At 30.4% G+C, this 16,671-nt stretch carries 16 protein-coding genes; 3 read left to right on the top strand and 13 right to left on the bottom strand.

Features of this window, described 5'->3' with window-relative positions; all coding sequences use genetic code 11:
- Positions 1–422: 422 nt before the first annotated feature.
- The 10 genes from G4D72_RS10805 to G4D72_RS10850 form a co-directional block, all read right to left on the bottom strand.
- The gene (locus G4D72_RS10805) at positions 423–1,163 is read right to left on the bottom strand and encodes a hypothetical protein (protein ID WP_166077710.1); all 741 of its coding nucleotides are present in this window, start codon (positions 1,161–1,163) and stop codon (positions 423–425) included.
- A 265-nt stretch (positions 1,164–1,428) separates the two neighbouring features.
- Entirely contained in the window at positions 1,429–2,328 is a 900-nt protein-coding gene (locus tag G4D72_RS10810) for a hypothetical protein (protein WP_166077711.1), read from the bottom strand.
- Positions 2,329–2,631: 303 nt separating this feature from the next.
- Positions 2,632–3,618 (bottom strand): hypothetical protein, encoded by a 987-nt coding sequence (locus G4D72_RS10815; RefSeq protein WP_166077712.1) that lies wholly within the window; start codon positions 3,616–3,618, stop codon positions 2,632–2,634.
- 293 nt (positions 3,619–3,911) lie between these two features.
- The gene (locus tag G4D72_RS10820) at positions 3,912–4,886 is read right to left on the bottom strand and encodes an AbiH family protein (protein ID WP_166077713.1); all 975 of its coding nucleotides are present in this window, start codon (positions 4,884–4,886) and stop codon (positions 3,912–3,914) included.
- Between the two features lie 1,061 nt (positions 4,887–5,947).
- Positions 5,948–6,376, bottom strand: a complete 429-nt coding sequence (locus G4D72_RS10825; protein WP_166077715.1) for a 2-dehydro-3-deoxyphosphooctonate aldolase — start codon at positions 6,374–6,376, stop codon at positions 5,948–5,950.
- A gap of 184 nt (positions 6,377–6,560) precedes the next feature.
- The gene (locus tag G4D72_RS10830) at positions 6,561–7,091 is read right to left on the bottom strand and encodes a DUF6705 family protein (RefSeq protein WP_166077716.1); all 531 of its coding nucleotides are present in this window, start codon (positions 7,089–7,091) and stop codon (positions 6,561–6,563) included.
- Between the two features lie 164 nt (positions 7,092–7,255).
- Positions 7,256–7,855 carry a hypothetical protein gene (locus tag G4D72_RS10835; protein ID WP_166077717.1) on the bottom strand — a complete coding sequence of 200 codons (600 nt, stop codon included), beginning with the start codon at positions 7,853–7,855 and terminating at the stop codon, positions 7,256–7,258.
- 14 nt (positions 7,856–7,869) lie between these two features.
- Positions 7,870–8,394: a hypothetical protein gene (locus tag G4D72_RS10840; RefSeq protein ID WP_166077718.1), complete on the bottom strand. Its 525-nt coding sequence runs from the start codon at positions 8,392–8,394 to the stop codon at positions 7,870–7,872.
- Positions 8,395–8,593: 199 nt separating this feature from the next.
- Positions 8,594–9,091: a hypothetical protein gene (locus G4D72_RS10845; protein ID WP_166077719.1), complete on the bottom strand. Its 498-nt coding sequence runs from the start codon at positions 9,089–9,091 to the stop codon at positions 8,594–8,596.
- A gap of 130 nt (positions 9,092–9,221) precedes the next feature.
- Entirely contained in the window at positions 9,222–9,689 is a 468-nt protein-coding gene (locus tag G4D72_RS10850) for a hypothetical protein (RefSeq protein ID WP_166077720.1), read from the bottom strand.
- Positions 9,690–9,801: 112 nt separating this feature from the next.
- Between G4D72_RS10850 and G4D72_RS10855 the strand changes: the two genes are divergently transcribed.
- On the top strand, positions 9,802–10,731 hold the full coding sequence (locus G4D72_RS10855; protein ID WP_235922495.1) for a lipid A deacylase LpxR family protein: 930 nt from the start codon (positions 9,802–9,804) through the stop codon (positions 10,729–10,731).
- A gap of 78 nt (positions 10,732–10,809) precedes the next feature.
- Here the strand turns inward: G4D72_RS10855 and G4D72_RS10860 are convergent, their stop codons facing one another.
- Positions 10,810–11,868: a nucleoid-associated protein gene (locus G4D72_RS10860; RefSeq protein ID WP_166077722.1), complete on the bottom strand. Its 1,059-nt coding sequence runs from the start codon at positions 11,866–11,868 to the stop codon at positions 10,810–10,812.
- Between the two features lie 111 nt (positions 11,869–11,979).
- A complete protein-coding gene (locus G4D72_RS10865; RefSeq protein WP_166077724.1) occupies positions 11,980–12,531 on the bottom strand; it encodes a plasmid pRiA4b ORF-3 family protein in 552 nt (183 codons plus the stop codon).
- Between the two features lie 295 nt (positions 12,532–12,826).
- Here G4D72_RS10865 and G4D72_RS10870 point away from each other — a divergent pair, with 295 nt between their 5' ends.
- Positions 12,827–14,980: a TonB-dependent receptor gene (locus tag G4D72_RS10870; protein ID WP_166077725.1), complete on the top strand. Its 2,154-nt coding sequence runs from the start codon at positions 12,827–12,829 to the stop codon at positions 14,978–14,980.
- Between the two features lie 184 nt (positions 14,981–15,164).
- Positions 15,165–16,112, top strand: a complete 948-nt coding sequence (gene trxB, locus G4D72_RS10875) for a thioredoxin-disulfide reductase (protein WP_166077726.1) — start codon at positions 15,165–15,167, stop codon at positions 16,110–16,112.
- A 61-nt stretch (positions 16,113–16,173) separates the two neighbouring features.
- Here the strand turns inward: trxB and G4D72_RS10880 are convergent, their stop codons facing one another.
- Positions 16,174–16,551 carry a DoxX family membrane protein gene (locus G4D72_RS10880; protein ID WP_166077727.1) on the bottom strand — a complete coding sequence of 126 codons (378 nt, stop codon included), beginning with the start codon at positions 16,549–16,551 and terminating at the stop codon, positions 16,174–16,176.
- Positions 16,552–16,671: the final 120 nt, after the last annotated feature.

Raw genomic sequence — 16,671 nt, forward strand, 5'->3', positions numbered from 1 at the left:
GACATAATTCTAATCGCGCATGGTATATTTATAATTGCGCACGGTATATTTATAAACGCGCACGGTATATTTATAAACGCGCATGGCATAATTCTAATCGCGTATGACATATTTATAATCGCGCACGGTATATTTATAAACGCGCACGGTATATTTATAAACGCGCATGACATATTTATAATCGCGCATGGCATATTTATAATCGCGCACGGCATATTTATAAACGTGCAAGTTATAAATTAAACTGTATTCACTATAAAAATAAGAGCGTAAGTTGTACCTATACTTGCAATAGTACTCCTTTATGTTGTGGTTAGTTTACAAAAAACCGCAATTACAAGATATTAGTTTAAGGCGTTTACCTGTTGAAAGGCGAGGACCATTTTTGTAATTGCGGTTGGACTATTTACTTTTTAGTTTTGTTATATTCTTGGTTTTTTAAATTCTATACTTTTTACTTGTGCATATTGCGGACTTGTGGCTCCGTAAATAGATTTGACGTACTTTTTGATATCTGATGCTACGTCAAAAATACTGCCTTCTGCGCTGTATAAAGTGGTGTTTCTTGCAATTCTTGAGTTGCTTACATTGGTATATGCCGTTGCCACTGCGTTATTTTTTGCGGTAAGGTCGGCTTGTTTTGCGGTTAGGGTTGTAATTTTTAAATCGTTTTCGTTGGGTGTGTAACTGGTTTCTGATTGTAGCACCGCTATTAATCCTGCCAGATGTTGAATTTGTTGGTCGTAAGATTGCTGGCTTGTAGAAATTGTTTTGGGTGCGGGTTCATTTGGGTCTGTTGTTGTTGTTGTTGTTGTTGTGGCTTTGGCTCTTACACCCTGTAATTTTTTATTAAATGCTATTGCATCTGCTATTTTTTCTTTGGTAGCATCGGAAGATTGCAAGGCATTGATTACTCTTGTAGATAGTGTTTTTAGGTTGCTGAATGCTGCCACTCGTTCGTTTACTTTGTTGTTGTATGCGGTATTTTTAGTGATTACATCGGCTAAACTTGCTTGCGATGCTGTGGCTAATGCCGTAAGTTGTGGCAATTTTAGTGCGTTTTTTGATGGGTTGTAGGTGGCACCGTAACCTGTTACGAATGCGATTAAATCTTGAAAGTTTGCTACATTTTTAGCGTGTCCTGTTTCGGATGTAGATGGCATAGTTTTGTTTTTTAAAGGTTTATATTTGTAATAAGTAAATAGTTTAAAGTTTATTTTAATTTCATTTGATAATTTTCTGTTTTTAAGATTAGACAAGTTGCTTGAACTTTTAAATTGGAGATTGGTTTGTTATAACGGTTTGGGGCTTGGTGTAGTAGCTGCTACGTGAATAATTATTTCTTGCTACGTTAGATTTTCAAGCGGAAAATCGAACGTGTTTTTAATTATAAATTAGCTATTGCGTCAAACCGCTGTTATGAGCTGGCTATTTTTTGTCATCTTTACCAGTGATACTTTTAATAGCTGTACTTAAAGATTCTATTACATTTGACTCGCTCTTAAGTCTTTCCAAGTCTTCCGTTGTTTCATCTTTTTTTATAGTCACAACCGATAATCTTCTTCCGTCGCTAAATTTTTTAAGAATCTCATTTATTAATTCAGTATTTTCAAGAGTAATAGCAAGCTTGATTGATGAAACCTTGAATGTTGTATCAATAATCTCATTTTCAAAATATTTAATATCTTGAAGACATTCCTTATATAATTTTAAAAAGAAAAAAGAAAAAATTTGTACAAATAAAACAATAGTTATTCTAGGTGCAAAATAGCTTAAAACGTTTGTTACTGAACTCGAATCAAAATTATAAATTGAAAAAAAAAGTATTATAATTCCAACGGTATTGATGATAATTCCAATTGTAAGATTAAGATTTGAATTATACGTCAGTCTTTTAATTTGAGCTCTAATACTTTCCTCAATACTAAATAAATCCTCTAAAACAACTTGTGTGTAAAGTTCAGATGAAAAGCTATCTAAAAACTTTTCCTCTACTTTCGATAAAAGATTTTCCTTAAATATTTTTACTTTTTTATCATCGTCAATTATTTTGAACATTGTATCTAAATAATCTTCTTTACCGCCTTTCTCATCTTCATTGTTTTTCAAAAAACTTTTTAACTTCTTTGGGTCGCTCTCTGATAAATCCAAATAGGTTTGAAGTATAAGAAAAAGAGAAATAAAGAAAATCAATAAACTTAATATAATTGTTGACTTAACGGGTAAAATTAGCCATTCGGTATTAATAGTTGTATAACCTCCAACAATACTAATTAATAAAAAGATTGAAAAGAAATAAAGCTTGTAATAAATTTTACGTTTGTTCATAGTTCTCGGGTTTTAGCTTGATCATAACTTTATTATATACGCAATACACACTACATCTAAAAGTTTTCATTTCACAAACATAAATAAAAAATAAGTTACGATTTTACGGTTTTTGGCGCTAATGTTTACGGTTTGTATTTTTTTTGTATTTTTTTTGAAGTTTTTTTGTTAAAAATACTTTTTGGTTTTGGTAAAGTCTTGTTTATGAGAGTTTTTTTTCTTTTAACTATTTGCTTTTTGGGGAAATTTGAATGTGTATTTGTTGCAGATTTCGCAATTGCGTAAAACGTTTTTTAGCAGTAGTTATTCAAGAATATCTAAGCTAGATTTGGAAGCTTTTATATTTTCAAATTCTTTAATTTCTTTATGTAGATTAGCTAAAATTTCTCTAAATTTTTCTTTTTTGTCTAGATTAATTGTCAAATTTAAAGCAGAACCTTGTATATTGACATTTAATATTTTTTCATTCCCTTGAGAGAGATAAATTCCGCTTTCACCACTTGCAATAAAAAAACTGCCACCATTTTTACATATTGAACTAGTCATAAATAATCCAAAACCAGAATTTGCCCATTCACCAGTAGGTTTGTTAAGTTGACTTGGATAGGTTTTACCAGAAATACCTGGTTTTAAGCTTTCTTTTAGTGCCGTTAAATCGTCATTTAAGTTAAGTTCTGGATTTTCCGACAATGAGTTCTTAATTCCCATTCCTCTGTCTAATACGGAAAAAGATACTTTATTTAATGAAGGTAAATACTGTGCACAAAAACCAAATTTTGTTGTATTGCTATGTTCAACAATGTTTCTGAAAATTTCTCTTATACAATATCTTAAAATATCAGCTAAATTTTTGTCTGTATTTTGAGTTAATACTGTGCTTATTTCTCTTGCAAAATCCTCTAAAATTTCACCTGGATTAACTAATGCATCTCTTGCGGATTGCTTAATGTCTGATACAGTATATATTTTTAAAGGAATGTATCTATTATTATTTTTAGCTTCACCTGGGAATTTGCCGAAATCAAGGCCAAATGATTGAAAAAAACCCATATGAGCTGCATATGTACAATGTTCGAAATTTTTTGCGGAAAATTTACTTTCAGGATTGTTTTTTTTAAAAATCTCTAGTTCACTACTTAATAAAAGTATTGAAAAAGGGTCAATTCTTCTTAAATTTTTAAAATCAAAAACATATAATCTCTGTTCATTTAAAAGTTTAAATGAATTAATAAAATGTATTGTATTTTCAAATACTAAATATTCAGGAACAGAAATATAGTGTTTTTCCATAAGTTTCGATTATAATTACTGCTAACTGTAAAATATACGCCCTACACGTCTTATCTAAAAGTTTTCATTTCACAAACATAAATAAAAAACAAGTTACGATTTTACGGTTTTTCTCACTAATGTTTACGGTTTGTATTTTTTTGAAGTTTTTTTTGTTAAAAATACTTTTTGGTTTTGGTAAAGCACTGGTTATAAAAGCGTTTTTGTTCTTTTAGGTAGTTGCTTTTGGGGAAATGTGAAGGTGTAGGTGTTAAAAAAATTGCCATTTTGGCAAACGCTTGTTTGCAGTAGGCTTATATCAAACTTCCAAACATATCTGTATTTACACCAATAAATATATTGTCTTTCACATTAGCTTTCTCTTCATCATTTAAGTTGGTTTTGTTGAGAAAATAATCTCTCATCTCTCTTTCTGATTTAGCTTTTTTATAACTCCATCGTTTACTTATTTCTTCTCCTCGAGTAAAAATTATTAAATAAATCCCCTTTTTTAACTGTTCACCAATTGCCTGCCACCAAACATTATCAGTGTCTCCTATGGATGAACCAAATATGCAAATCAAACTTGCTTTTGAAATTTGTGAATTACAAAGGTTGTCAATTGTATGTTTGTTTGCTTTATTACAATTTGGTTTTACTAAAGCGTCTAGAATGTCTTGATTATTATGAAAGCTTTGATTTCTTATTTGAGAAACATCATTCACGCCCATAATCATCCTATCATCACAATAACCGTGAATATGTTCTAGTCCTCTTAGAATAATGTTTGAATTATGGTGAACACCAAGTGTTAGATTAGAAAATTGATTTTCAAAAATTTGCTCAAAGGAATTAGTATAATTTAAAGTTATTACATTAACATCCCAATTTTCAGAATTCCATTTATGCTTAAATTCTTGTATTCTATTTGTATCAGCTTTCAGTAAGGTTCTTTCAGGGTATCCTAAATACTCAAACATTTTTTCTTTATTAACTTTTGAAAAATCAAATTCATTTTCTTGCTTTTTCAAATAGTCTCCTAGATTATCTCCAATGTCTTCATAAGCTTCAATAAATTGATCTACAGTGTTAAAATTTTCTGTATACGTTCCAATTGCTTGTTCTAAGTCAGACCAGTTTTTAAAATTTTTATCAATATTGTTTTTTAATGTTTTAACAATTAAAGATTTTGATGGTAACTTTTGGTAATATTCATAAAAGTTTGAATAACGAGTTTTTAAACCAAGATTGATGTCAAATCCGTTTCCGATAATGTAAAGAATTTTCATATTTAAAAGATATTTTCTATGTGGTTGCTGAACCTTGCTGATAACTAAATCTATCTATATATAAGTAATAAGCGTCACATATAAAAGTTTTCATTTCACAAACATAAATAAAAAACAAGTTACGATTTTACGGTTTTCCGCACTTTTATTTACGGTTTGTATTTTTTTGAAGTTTTTTTTCTTAAAAATGCTTTTTGGTTTTGGTAAAGTACTGGTTATAAAAGCGTTTTTGTTCTTTTAGGTAGTTGCTTTTTGGGAAATGTGAAGGTGTAGTTGTTGCGAAATTCGTAATTGTGTTAAACGGTTCTTAGTGGCAGTTATATTTAACCCTGAAAATGTAATATTTTTTGTCTTTCTGGTTCTGATTTATTTTTTACATAAAAAGTTATCAAAATAAAAAGAATTGATATAAAATATATAATCAGTGAAAAATTTAGTGATGTAATTTTTTCTTTTCTAAATATAAAATTTATAAATAATAAAAGAAAAGTGTAAATAAATATGGTAATAATTAATGGATTAAATATAGGAACATAATTTGAGTGATGAAAACCTAAATTTCTTAAACATAATGGCGTTTTTATAAACATTCCAAGCATAAAAAATAGATTTACTATTACAAATGGAAAATATAAAAGCATTAATTTTTTAGAAATATTAGAATAAATCAAATGAGAAATAAGAAAAAAAAGAAGAATTAATTCAAATGTTACGATTATATTAACGTTAGAAATAGTTCGATCTATATTACTAACATTTCCAAATATTATTCTAATAAAAATCATATATGAGAATAACAAAAACAACAATATAATTTTTAAAATTTTAGTAGATTTATTCATTACAATTAAATTTCATCGTTTTAGTTTTTCTTAACCATTTTTTTGAATATTTAGATTTTTTCGTTTTTTGAGCAATTGCTACTTACGTTTCGAGGCTTCGCGACTGTTGCGATGCCAGCGAACTGGGTACTTTCTGTTAAAATGAAGTTTTTCGTGAAGAAAGAAGTGCAACTTAAGAAAAACCAGCCCAAGTGGCTAAACTGCTGTTAGCTGCTGTTTTTATTTATTTACAGTAAATCCTTTAGGCGCTTTGAGTGAACCATAATCATACATGTTAAAATATATTGATACAGTGTCTTTTGATCCTTTCCAAGTTACTCGATAATTATCTAGCATCACTTGTCCTAAGCCAAATGGGTCATTTTTGCTTTTAATTGGACAACAACTTCCGGATCTATAATATACAACTTCTTCACCGTTTGGACCCGCTAACGCATTTAAGAAACGACGTTCATTTAATGGACCTGTTTGTTTATCAACTCCACCAACTTGGATTGGATTTTTTTCCGAGTAACCATACGTTGGGTCATTTGATATTTCAAGCAACTCAAATGTCATATTATCTTTCAAATTAGTGTTTACAATTTGATTCGATGTTGCACAAGAAAACATCAGTACTAATGAGGTTAAGGAAATATATTTATTCATATTTTTTTGTTTTAAATTCTATTAGTGTATGTTGGTTTAAAATATCAGCTAACGTTTTGCAGCTTGGCGAGGTGGCGAAGTTTGGAACCGATTATTTTTTATCAAAGATAAAATTTCTTGCGAGAAATGAACTTGTTTTTACTACGAAATTCGTAATCATGTTATATGGCTGTTAGCAGATGTTTTAATCTTTTTGAAATCTCATTTTTAAAGGTAATAATTTTGCTGTTTTGTTAAGCATTAACTCTCTTGGTTTAATTTCCCAATGTAAATAATTATCATTAAGTTTTAAGTAAACTGCAGAATCATGACCGCATAGCAATACTTTTCCAGTTTGTATTTCTGAAAAGTAAACAATCACTGAATTTTTATCTTTTGAGTCTAAAAATGAAGCTCCGACAATAATATTAGGAAAAGTTCGATCCAAAGTATTTAATAAAATCTCACCGTTTTTATTAAGTTTTAGGTTTATGTATAATGCATCTTGTTGATTGCTTTCATCGAAATATTTGAAGACTTCAATTTCAACTTCATTATTCATGTCACAATAAGTCCAACGTCCTAAAAAAATATCGAGAACATTATTAATATCTTTAAAAATTTCATTTGAATAATTTGGATTGTTAATAAGATGTTGATGTTTTTCTTCAACAGGATAAACATCCTTTTGAGCGAAAGAAAAATTAAAAAGTAATAATAGTAAAAAATACTTCATTTTGATACGGATTTTATGAAATCTCTACTAACGTTTCGGCGCAAGGTGAGGTTACGAGCTTTGGAGTTATTATTTTCTGTTAAAGATAAAATTTCTAACTAAATATGAATATGTATTTGTTATGATTCGCCATCATGTTGACTTGTTGTTGGGTGTTTGTTTTTTTAGTATAATTCATTTTCAAAAGGTTCAACGTCTTGAAGTTTAGGCAAAGGACTAATTACTATTTTCTTTTTTGTGCTACTAATTACTTCGTCGTTATCATATCTTTCTGCTTTTTCAATTCTAATTCCGGTTGAGAGATTGAAATCTGTTGTTGTTATAACGCCTTGTCCATTAGAATAGACTTCATAAAAACCTATTAACTCAAAATTTCCATTTTGAAATCTAAATTTATGTTCAAAATATCCTCTTACTAACTCGAATCTAACAATGAGGACTCCTTTTTTTATAGTAATATCGGAAAATCCATTTCCAGTGTTATAATTGACTCTTCCCTCAGGATATTGCGCTTCAATAATTTTAGTTGAGGCAACAATAGATTTAAAATCCCCGTTTGGTTTAGCAAAAAATATTTCTAGTTTATAGGGCGACTTTTCATTTATTGTGTCTTGAGTTACAACAACTTTGTCTGTTAAATTATCTTTATTTAAATCGCCTTTAACTTCTTTAATTTTAACGTTAAAATTGGCTTTTACATTTTTATTTTGTGAAAACATACAGATTTCAAATAAAAAGAGACTAATTAAAAAAATGTTTTTCATGTTAAAGAAATAATTTATTGAGTAAAAGTTGAGTCAAAACGACCGTTTGTAATGTTGTAAACTGCACCTGTATTTGGGTCTGTAACTGTAAATTCAAAAGTTGCTGAAACAATGTTATTTTGGATGTCAAATTTTGATACATTTAATGACCCAGGTTGTACTGAATTTGTTTTTCCTGGAGGACAAATACAATCGAAACTTAAAAAAGCATAAAAATTTCCATTTTCACGTTCTTTAAGAAGAATTTCTCCTTCTATTAACTGTGATTTTAAAGATCCTATATCTATTTGCAAATTCTCTTGATTGTTTATTGAAGCTGTAATTCCAAAATAATACTCACCATTTACCAACTGATAAAAGCAATTAAAATCGCCGCTGTTGTCTACATAAGGCACACCGTTTACTAGGCAACCAAAAGTGCCTGCGCCTATTTGTGTAGCGGGTGGTAATTGGCTTAATGGGTCTGCAGGTGGGTTGTCGTCTTTGTTGCAGCAACTCAGTGTAAAGGATACGAATAACAATACAAGTAAATTTTTCATAGTTGGTTGTTTTAGATTGCCATCAAATATAGTATTCTAGTGTAACGACACTGTTATTTTTACGCAATTTTGATTGTGTTGCTAACAACATTTTAAGTTGCGATTATAAGCTTTGGAACTGATTTTTTTAAAACTATATTTTCTTGCGATGTGTAACTTAAATTTAATGTTTTTTGAGATATGGTTAACTGGCTGTTGACTAAAGTTTCTTAATTATTGGCGGTACTTTTCGTATGGGTATTTCTAGTATTTTATCAAATTTAATAGCTCTGTTTTTTATTGCTTTCAATTGTTTTGATGTCATCAAATTATCCATCCATTTTGCAAATTTCCAAAATTCTTTTGGACCTTCTCCACCGTGAAGCGATAGCCTTTTATTATCCATTGAAAAATTTAATGTGGTTCCGTCAGTTATATTATCATTTAAAAAAAGAGAATCATTAATTGGGAATTTTAGTTTACATATTAGATTATTAAGTTTTTCCTTCTCACTTTTTATTAAAAGAAAATAGTACAAGTCATTTAGTTCATATGAATATCTATTTAAATAATAAACTGTATCAGATGAGTTGATTTTTAATAAATATGAGGATTTTAGGTTGCTTTGCATATATGTGAAATTTTCAAAGCATTTTTTTTCTTTTTCACTACAACTATACGACAAAATAACTAATGTTATTATAAACAATTTTTTCATTGGAAGAAAATTTTTAATTACACCTAACTATCAGAAACGCCACATCTAAAAGTTTCATTTCACAAACATAAATAAAAAACCAGTTACGATTTTACGGTTTTCCGCACTACTATTTACGGTTTGGAATTTCTTATTTGCAATCGGTTAGGGTAAGCGGCATTTTTGTGACAAAGTTTAGTTGATCGATGTTTTTAAAAGCGGTTCCGGTTGCATTTAGTTCGCCCGAGCCTTCTAATAAAGTTGTTCCCTCAATTTTAAAGGCTACTTCTCTTTTACTCAGTTGTCCTTCCGACTGAAACGTGTAGTTAAGTACTAAAATACCGTTTTTGATTTTTCCTGTAACTGTACCCGTATTTTTATCTTTTTCGACAAATGCATATGTTAAGTTTCCTTTAATTTCCTCGTCGATTTCGGTAATTTCTAGTGTAATGTTGTTGGCACCATCATCAAATACGTAACAACTTTCTTCAATAGTTGGTGTAGCTTTTTGGGTTGTAGTTTGTGGTTGTGTAGGATTTTGTTCTGTATTTTCTTCCGATTCTTTTTTACAATTTGTTAGTACTATTGCGGCTAAAAATACTAAGGCTATTTTTTTCATGATGTAATTTATTTTTATTTTACTTTTTTTCATAAAGATAGTAATATAAAACTAAATGCATTTGCATTCCGTATATGTGAGTATGAAAAACTTAAAACTTTATGTTGTTATAATGCTACTTCCACTTGGGATGCTGGCTCAGAAAATTGATAATATGGCCTCTTTTCGAGACCTACATTCGAAGCGTTATTTTCGTATTAATTATGATAATGATTATTTTGCATCTAGAGATCAGGACTACACGCAAGGTTATAGTTTTGAATGGGTAGCGCCTAAATTAGTCCAAAACCCTGTGAATACTATATTGATTCAGCCTAAAAATACGGAGAAAAAATACGGAATTTCTTTAGAGCATATTGGTTTTACACCGAATAATATAAAAAGTCCGAACATACAATTTGGCGATCGGCCTTTTGCCGCAACGATTATGCTAAAAAGTTTTTCGATTGCTACTGATACGCTACATAAATCGCGATTCATAGCTTCTTTTAATATGGGATTAATTGGTCCGGGTGCTTTTGGAAAAGAAATGCAAGTAGCCATTCATGAAGCTACTGGAAATACCATTCCAGAAGGTTGGCAAAATCAAATTAAAAATGATGTGGTATTGAATTATGAAGTGAGTTATGAAAAACAGTTGTTTCAGTATCGTAATTTCTTTTCGTTACAATCTACAGCTAGGGCAAGAGTAGGAAGTTTATTTACTGCTGCCGGATTAGGTGTTACATCCACTTTAGGTATTGTAAATTCGCCCTTCTCCACCCATTTGCCTAAGAAACGATTTGCCTTGTATGGTTTTGCTCAAACCTTGGCTCAAGTTGTAGGTTACGATGCCACTTTACAAGGTGGATTATTCAATAGGAAAAGTCCATATACAATTCGTAACCATGAAATAGAACGCTTAACGGCACAAGTTAATTTTGGATTAATATTGCAAACTAAAACCCTATATTTTGAGTATTCTCGGGCTTTGATCACTAGAGAATTTGAAATGGGAAAAAGCAGTAAATGGGGTGGAATTAAAGTAGGTTTTCGAATGTAGAAACAGTATTGAAAAATAAAAAAAACCGCTACGAAACTATATTTGAAGCGGTTTTGTTCGTTTTAGTTTATGATTTAACTAAGATTTTTGTTCTTTATTGAAATATACTAAGTAATAATACATTTGTTTTTCTTCGTCCCAACCTTTTTCTACGAATTTCTCGGCACTTTCAGGGTTGATGAAATCTAATCTAATTTGAATGTTGGTGTCTAATTCAATAGTATTCTTTAATTTTCTACGTACATCTGTAACAGCTGCATTCGCGATAGGGAAATTAGAAACATCTTCAATGCTGTATTTCGCACCTTTATCTACTTTATAGTTTTTAAATTCTGGAATTAAATCGGGATTATTAATTACATCATTTAAGAAAGCCGTTTCTTCAAATTCATCATTTTTGGCAAAGTGATTTACAGCACGGTTCATAAACAACACTTCTTCTTTTTTGTCTTCAGCAGGTAAAACTACTTCTTTGGCGAAATCTTTACAAAATTGTAGGTATTTTTTAGTCATAAACGTTTCGTCTTGAAACACATCTACACTTAAAAAATGCTCTAACCAGTAACGGGCATCGTATCTGTTGCTGTCTACAGTTAAGATTTTATAACCTTCTTCTTTTTTGTAATTGAAAATCAAACAGCCTTTGTCTAACTTGTTTAAGTTGATTCCGTCTTGTAAAATCATTTCTAAGTTACTACCGTTTTCTTGAAATTGTAGGAAGTCGGTTTTGATTTCACTTTTGAATACACCAATCGCATCCACTACGTTATTGTCGATAGAAACGTTCGTTAAATAAGCAATATAAACTTCACCACTTTTGATGTGTGGATGATTTGACTGCTCAAATAAATGCTGAGTAATTTTTTTAGAAACGTTATGAATTTCGCTTGGTTTATTGAAAATTTCTGTAGCCAAATTGAACATTTCATTGTATTCTAAGTCAACATCGTGAGCAAATTGGTAATAGTTTTCTTCTTTTTCACGGAAAGCTTTAAAGAAATATTCCTTTAAAATAGGCATTATTTCATCATTCAAAGTATACGGATTTTCAGATAAAAACATTTGTTCTTCTTTGTTTTTATTTCCAACTCGGTGAATAGAAAGGTTTTCTACGTGTGTATTAAATAAGTTTATCATTATTAATGTGTCAATTAGTCAATTTGACAATTAGTCAATTAACTATAATTATTAATTTTCGTTTAGTATTTCAATTGGCACATTGCCACATTAGCACATTGGCTACTTGTATTAGTTCCAGTTTTCTTCAAATCCCATATCTTCGAAGCTGTCGTCGCCATCAAACATGTCTAAATCATCCTGATCTAAATCGTCTTCAAAATCGTTAAATAAATCTTGGTTTTCTAAATCGCCACCTCTAAAGCCACTTGTTGTAGCTTCATCTGGTAAAACACCGTGTGAGAATAATAATGCAGGATAAATAACTTCTTCTTTATTTTCTTCAATGGCAGCAAGTTCAACAAAAAACGTCCACATTGAAAATAAATCGTAAACGTAAACCAATTTAGTATTTTGTTCGTGAACTAAATCGTCTAATTTGTATTCGGCCATTGTTTTTATTTCACCTGGCACATCCCCGGTATCAAACATCGGAATTCCATCTTCTTCATGCCAAGCCCAATCGTCTCCACAAGTATAAAAAGCACCAACTTCAGTACCATCAAAGCCAAAAGCATTGACTAAGGCGTTATGTAAATCTTCTAAAGTATCTTTTGCTTCTATAGCAATATCTCTAAAAATATCTTCTTCGTTATCTAAAATGGCTCTAAACTTATAAATCATAATGTGAAATTTTAAAAGGCAAAAGTACGTAATATTTAAAATGTTTTAAAGTCAAAAATACGATTGTTAATAAAAACAGTAAGCAGTTGTGAAATAGAGATTTGGTGAATTTGATACTTGTTGGTTTTTTTTCATATAGATAAAATAAATTTTTAAAATCTTTTAAATCCGTGTTTTATATGTTCAACATCATTTTTGTAAACACAATTCAGAAGCATTATTCTACAATTCGGCACATTCCTTTTTCAAATGGATGTGGTTTGTTCCAACTTTGCTTCATCAAAAAAACAAAAACATGAAAAATTTTATTATTATTTTAATTACACTATTTAGTTTCGCTTCTTTTTCTCAAACCAAAATTTCTGGAAAAGTAGTAAATAAGAAAAACCAACCTATGCCAGGTGTAAACGTCTTTATTGATGGTACATATGACGGCGCTTTAACTAATGAAAAAGGCGAATTTAGTTTCGAAACTGATGCTGAAGGAAATCAAATTTTAAAATTTACTTTTAATGGTTTTTTAGATGTGACAGAAGATATTGTTGTAGCAGCATATGTTCATCGCGTTTTTACGCTTTTTCAGGATATGAATACTATTGATACAGTTGTAATTTCTGCTGGAACTATTAAAGCGGGTGATAATAGTAAAGTTACCGCTTTAAAACCTTTAGATATTGTAACAACAGCTGGTTCTTCTGGTGATATTGTAGCAGCTTTGGAAACCATGCCAGGTGTAAATGCAGTAGGAGAAAGTGGAAGATTATTTGTTCGCGGTGGAGAAGCAGGAGAAACGCAAACTTATGTAGATGGCATTCGTGTGGCTCAACCTTATGGCGCAACCCCTAACAATACCCCAACTCGTGGACGATTTTCGCCTTTTTTGTTTAAAGGAATAACCTTTTCAACTGGTGGTTATAGTGCGGAATATGGGGATGCATTATCAAGTGTTTTGTTATTAAATACAGTGGATGAACCTGTTCAAAATCAGACTGATATTTCTATAATGACAGTTGGAGCTGGTATTGGTAAATCGAAAAAATGGAAAAATAGTTCTATTACTTTTAATACAAGTTATACGAATTTGAAACCCTATTATTTGTTAGCACCACAAAGTTTAGATTGGAATAAAGCACCAGAATCTGTCGCAGGTGAAACCGTTTTCAGAACAAAAATTAAAGGAGGTTTACTAAAAATTTATGCGGCGTTTGATACTTCGAGTATGAATTTAAATCAGAAAGACATTAATTTTACAGATAAATTTAGATTCGGATTGACCAATAATAACTTGTATTTCAATTCGGTGTATAAGGGAAACCTCGCAACTGCTTTACAATTACAAACAGGTTTTAGTTTGGGTTACGGAAACAATAAAATTGGAATTAATGCTGATAAATTAAACAATTACGAACGCGCTTTGCATTATAAATTAAAATTGCGAAAAACGTTTTCCAATCAATTCAAATTAAATGTTGGTGGTGAATTTTTTCACACGAATTTCGATGAAAATTACCAAGCCGTTTCCCAAAATAGATTCGATTATGGCTATCAAAATCATACAATAGCTCTTTTCTCAGAAGCGGAAGTTTTTTTATCAAAAGATTTGGCTTTCAATGTAGGTTTACGTTCTTCAAATGCTACAATTGTAGATGAGTTTACGTTTGAACCAAGACTATCAGTGGCTTATAAAATTGCAAATAAGAGTCAAATTTCGTTGGCTTACGGAAGTTTTTATCAAACCGCCAATCCTGATTATTTAAAGTTTACTACAAAATTAGCGTATGAAAATACCAATCATTATATTTTCAATTATTTGTACAATAATGATGGGAAAATGTTTCGTGCGGAAGCCTATTTTAAAGATTATAACCATTTAGTGAAGTTCGATATGAATGTGTCAAGTTATAGTTCGAATTTTAATAATAATGGTTTGGGTTATGCTAAAGGAATCGATTTATTTTGGAGAGATAATAAAACCATCAGCGGTTTGGATTACTGGATTACGTATTCTTTTATCGATTCGGAGAGAGACTATCGAAACTATGAAAAACAAGTGACACCAAGTTTTATTGCCAATCATAATTTTTCGATTGTGACGAAATATTGGGTTGACAAATTGAAATCGCAAATCGGATTAACGTATAATTTTAATTCGGGTCGACCTTACGATAATCCAAACGAAACGGAATTTATGAATCAGAGAACCAAATCCTTTAATAATTTTAGTTTAGGATGGTCCTATTTACTCTCTCAACAGAAAATATTGTATTTATCAGTTTCTAATTTACTAGGTGCAAACAACGTATTTGGCTATCAGTATGCGAATTCACCGGATGCAACAGGAACTTTTCAAAGACAAGCTATCACACAACCTGCAAGCCGATTTTTCTTCATAGGATTCTTTTGGACGATTTCAGATAACAAAAAAACCAATCAATTGGAACAATTATAATTTTAAATTAACGGTTCAAGATTTAAGCTGTCAGATGTTCTAAAAGTTAAATTGTATTTTGTTTACTTCGTATTGGATTATAGCATTGATAACATTTATATCACAATAATAAAAAATGTAACTTATATTACATTAAAAAGCATTTGAATTTTATATTTTTGCTCCAAATTAAAATAATACGACCATGTCAAACGAAATAGAAAAAGTAAAATGCCTTATCATAGGTTCTGGTCCTGCAGGATATACTGCTGCGATTTATGCGGCTAGAGCAAATATGAATCCAGTTTTATACCAAGGAACACAACCAGGTGGACAATTAACAACCACAAACGAAGTTGAAAATTTTCCAGGTTATCCAGAAGGCATAACAGGTCCGGAAATGATGGTACAATTACAAAGTCAAGCACAACGTTTTGGTACGGATGTTCGTGATGGTTGGGCCACTAAAGTAGATTTTAGTTCTGAACCTCATAAAGTTTGGATTAACGATACAAAAGAAATTCATGCCGATACAGTAATTATTTCTACTGGAGCAACAGCAAAATATCTAGGTTTAGATTCTGAACAACATTATTTAAAAACTGGTGGTGGCGTTTCTGCTTGTGCGGTTTGTGACGGATTCTTCTACAGAAACCAAGAAGTAGTAATTGTTGGAGCAGGAGATAGTGCTTGTGAAGAAGCACATTATTTATCTAAATTATGTAAAAAAGTTACGATGTTAGTTCGAACTGATAAATTTAGAGCTTCTAAAATTATGGCTGAACGTGTTAAAAACACAGAAAATATTGAAATTTTAATGAATACTTCAACTGTTGAGGTTTTAGGAGACGGACAAGTGGTAACTTCTGTAAAAGTTAAAAATTCAATAACTAATGAAGAACACGAAATTCCTGCAACTGGATTTTTCGTTGCGATTGGACACAAACCTAATACAGATATTTTCGCAGATTATTTAACTTTAGACGAAACAGGTTATATTGTAAATGTACCAGGAACTTCTAAAACAAATGTACCAGGTGTTTTTGTGGGTGGCGATGCTGCTGATCATGTATACAGACAAGCGATTACTGCTGCCGGAACAGGTTGTATGGCTGCATTAGATGCTGAAAGATATTTAGCTAGTAAAGATTAATTATCATTACATCATAAACAAAAAAATCGGATATAAAATCCGATTTTTTTGTTTTAGTTAATTAACCAACCAATAAAGAATATTTTTCTTTGTTGTCATAAAGCGCCCAGATATTTACTAATAAAAACGCTAAAGCTATTGGAAATCCTGACATATCTGTTACGGTATTAGTCAGCATAATTCCAACTATTATAGGAAAAATTACAATAGCTCCTAAAGCTCTTGTTTTTGGAAAAATAAATAAAATTCCACCAATAATTTCTACAATTCCCACTAAAGGTAATAACCATCCAATTTGAGTAAATGCTGTAAAAGCGTTAACTAAACTTTCGGGCATTTTTTCTGGCATGGGCATGTAATGAAATAATTTATCCAATCCTGCATTAAGCATCATGAGTCCGAAAATCAGACTAAAACCAAATAGAATTTTGTTTTTCATAAGTTAAAGTTTTGTTTGTGATGTGATTATAAAAATAATTTTTGTTTAATCGATATAGTAAATGTAGTTTTTTTATCATTTAAATGATGAAAAACCATTATTTTTTTTCATTATTCACTT

The organism is Flavobacterium difficile (genome assembly GCF_011392115.1).
Taxonomy (GTDB): Bacteria; Bacteroidota; Bacteroidia; order Flavobacteriales; family Flavobacteriaceae; genus Flavobacterium; species Flavobacterium difficile.